Origin of the sequence: Deinococcus aquatilis DSM 23025, from assembly GCF_000378445.1 — a bacterium.
GTDB lineage: Bacteria > Deinococcota > Deinococci > Deinococcales > Deinococcaceae > Deinococcus > Deinococcus aquatilis.
The window spans coordinates 1-3,286 of record NZ_KB899788.1; the positions used below are offsets into that span (position 1 = coordinate 1).

The 3,286-nt window shown below is 58.9% G+C and carries 2 protein-coding genes and 1 pseudogene; 1 reads left to right on the plus strand and 2 read right to left on the minus strand.

Annotated features, from left to right (window positions below; translation table 11 throughout):
• Nucleotides 1-175: 175 nt before the first annotated feature.
• Together F561_RS27645 and F561_RS30445 are read right to left on the minus strand one after the other, a co-directional pair.
• The gene (locus F561_RS27645; RefSeq protein WP_169389578.1) at nt 176-826 is read right to left on the minus strand and encodes a polysaccharide deacetylase family protein; all 651 of its coding nucleotides are present in this window, start codon (nt 824-826) and stop codon (nt 176-178) included.
• Between the two features lie 335 nt (nt 827-1,161).
• Complete coding sequence (locus tag F561_RS30445; protein ID WP_157452168.1) at nt 1,162-2,247, minus strand: transposase; 1,086 nt, start codon at nt 2,245-2,247, stop codon at nt 1,162-1,164.
• 179 nt (nt 2,248-2,426) lie between these two features.
• Between F561_RS30445 and F561_RS28480 the strand changes: the two are divergent.
• Nucleotides 2,427-3,286: pseudogene (locus F561_RS28480) on the plus strand (IS701 family transposase); the annotation flags it as partial.

Genomic DNA, 3,286 nt, shown 5'->3' on the forward strand with positions numbered 1-3,286 from the left:
TGGAGGCGACGGCGCGAGGATGGAATGCATGCCCGACCCCGTTCGTTTGGGGCGGAAAAAGAAAGGCTCGCCGTCAGCGAGCCTATGCACGGAGACATCCTCTGGGAGGTTCTGGAGCGCAGACCCTTCAGGCCGTCCAGTGAAAGACTATGCCTGTGGCAAGTGACCCACTAGGTTACTGCCCGGCGCGCACTGCCTCAGCATCTCGCACTGCAAGACCCTGACTGAGGGTCACGACCTGCGCCCCACCCGATTGAGCATAACGAATGGTGGCTCTTAGAGCATTTTGCTGCGCCTCGGTGTGGTCGGGATGCCACGGGTGAAGCATGAAAATCAGCCAGCCATGCGCCTTCAGCGCCTCATCCACACGCGCTTTGTAATTGGATTCAGCAGCGGCTTTACCCGCATAAGCTCCCATCGCCACCCGCTGCAGCGCCAGACGCTGGGGAGTCACGTTAATTCCGGACTGCGTGCCTACTCCTGCCTTGTACCCCGCCTGCTGTGTAAATTGCTGGATTCGGCTGTCCTGATCACCATAGGGGTATACGAGCGCTTGGATCGGCCAACCAAAGGCCTCCAATCGCGCTTTGCTCTCTTGAATCTCTCTGGCGAGTTGTGTATCGGTGAGTGGCAGAAGATGAGGATGGCTCAGAGTGTGGCTGGCGATTTCCCAGCCTGCATCGATCAGCTGGCGTCCTTGTGCTGCGTTGAGAAACCCTGTTGAACCCACTTGCTGGCTGATGACAGCCGATACCATCGGGACGTTTAATTCCTGGCTGATCGGCAGTAACCGGGTTATGTCCTCGATATGCCCATCATCGGCCACAAAGGTGATGAGAGTAACTGGAACGGAGGAACCACTGGGTTGAGTCAGGGGATCAGGTAGAGAAGAAGGGACAGGGGAACTACAGCCCATTAACAGGACCAAGGCTAAACCCGCGGCGGCTTGTAGAACACTTCTCATCTGTTTCAGCGTAGCGGCAGGGAGTGCGTTTCCTATGTTCGAAATTCTGTACCCCCAGTGGGGGCATGCAGCACCGGATGATCAACACGGGGAGGTTCTTCAGCGCATCTATGTGAAGCGGAACTAATACTACAGTTGCAGTTAAGAGCGTTAGCATGAGGCATGTCGGGCTCTTCCCCCTGATCGCCTGACAGATTTTATGAGGGTGAACGGAAAACGAGCTGCCAGCCGACCTCCAGTGTCATTTGAGGAGGGGCATGAGGGCGCTTCCGCTGACCTGGGGGCTCAGGATCCGGCCCTCCCTGAAGCGTCAGACGCGAGAAAACCGCTTGACCACGGCTCAACGCGTGATGAACTGCCCGCAGGCCAATCTTGAGGTAGCTCAGTGCACGCCGCCAGTGGGGATCGACGGCACGTCGATCCCCACGCTGCACCACCTCAATGCCTTCCGACACGAGCAACAAGGTTGCCACCGAGAGCACCAGAATCAGCCGCTCCAGACTGCTGGCATCTCGCAGCTTCGAATCTTCCAATCTAAACAGGCCACTTTTCTCGTCTAGGAAGCCTTCCTCAATCTGAAAGCGTTCGCCGTATTCAGCAAAGGTCTCCACGCTCGTCGGTTCGTCACTGACGACCTGCCACTGCTCTGGCCCGTCCAGCGGACGGGCCAGAGCCACGTGAACTGGGCCGAAGTGCCGCCCTGTCAAGGTGATGTTCTGAAGGCAACGAGTCTCTCGTGGCGCCAGGCGGATCTCACTGATCTTGCAGAGTCGCTGCCCATCCGGAGCAGCAAGAATCAGGCTGGACTTGATGCGAATACGGTAGTGCCAGCCGCAGATCTGCAGCCAGCTCATCAATTCCGTATCGTAAAAGCCTCGGTCCGCCAACAGGCGAACCTGATGGAGCCCGAGAAAGTCGAGGAGACTCTTGACCTCAGCGAGGACGGGAAGGAGATGGGCCGTACTGACCTGGGCACTGGAATGTTCAAGGACATGTGAGACGAGCGGTACCGCTCGTCCTCGGAAGAGCACAGAGACGCGGATCAGGCAGAATTTCTCGAAGAGCAGGCTGGTATCGAGGGCCAGAACGAGGGTATGCCCTCCCCAGTCGCGTAAAGCCCGGGTGACAAGTGGGCCGTAAATGCTGATGGGATGGATGGCTGGGTTTTCCAGCCATCTCCGAACTCGGCGTTCTGTGCTCTGAGCGAAGGTCGCATGGGAGTGAATGTGAGGAAGCCAGGCAGAGAGCGAGGCCCTTTGGGACAGCACCAAGCCAGTGACCATCCAGGCGAGGGTGCGGGCATTGCGGGTATCGTTCTAGAGGGAATGCTCGAGATGTGCGAGCACGGCTTGATACATTCGGGGGGCGTCCCCTCGGGTGCTTTTGGTCTTCACAAGCAGAAAGTGTCCCCTACCGGGGACGCTTTCTCATACTTTCTGTCAGGCGATCAGGCTCTCCCCCTCTGTCTCAACCCCATCACTGGTCGGCTGACTTGAAGGTGCTCCACCAATGGATTGCGTCCCGTTTCACCCGCAGTGAACAACGTCAGCGGGCCCTCGCGTACTTGCAAGCCCTCCTCAGCCCTGTTGAGCGCAAGAACGGCTGGCAGATCGCCGAGCAGATCGGTGAGCGCACGCCCTTCGGCGTGCAGCGCTTGTTGTCCACGGCACAGTAGGATGCGGAGGTCGTTCGTGGCGACCTCCGCGAGTACGTCCTCAAGCACCTTCAGACCCCCGAAGCGGTGCTGATCCTCGATGAAATCGGCTTTCTCAAGAAAGGCACGCAATCCGCTGGTGTTGGGCGGCAGTACAGCGGCACTGCTGGGCGAGTTGAAAACTGTCAAATTGGGGTCTTCCTCGCCTACGCCACGCCTCATGGCACGGCCCTGATCGACCGCGAGCTCTTTTTGTCCAAAAGCTGGGTGGATGATCCTGCTCGGTGTGCAGCGGCTCAGATTCCTGAGACTGTTGGGGCCGCGATCAAGCCACAACTCGCGCTTGCCATGCTTGAGCGGGCTTTTACAGGCGGCGTACACGCCGCCTGGGTCACCGGCGATACGGTGTATTCGGCGTCCAACATCCGTAGCTTCCTCGAACAGCGTCAGCAACCGTATGCCTTGGCGGTGGCGTCGAATGGTCATGTGTAGACTTGGGACCAGTCTGGTCCCAAGCAAACCCAGGGGGCTGACGTCGCCCAGCAGTTTGAGCCGGATCAGTGGCAGACCTGGAGTGCCGGTTCCGGGAGCAAAGGAGACCGCCTCTTTGAGTGGGCTTGGGTCAGTGTCACCCAGTTGATGGGTCCCGCCGTGTCGGCGGGACTCGG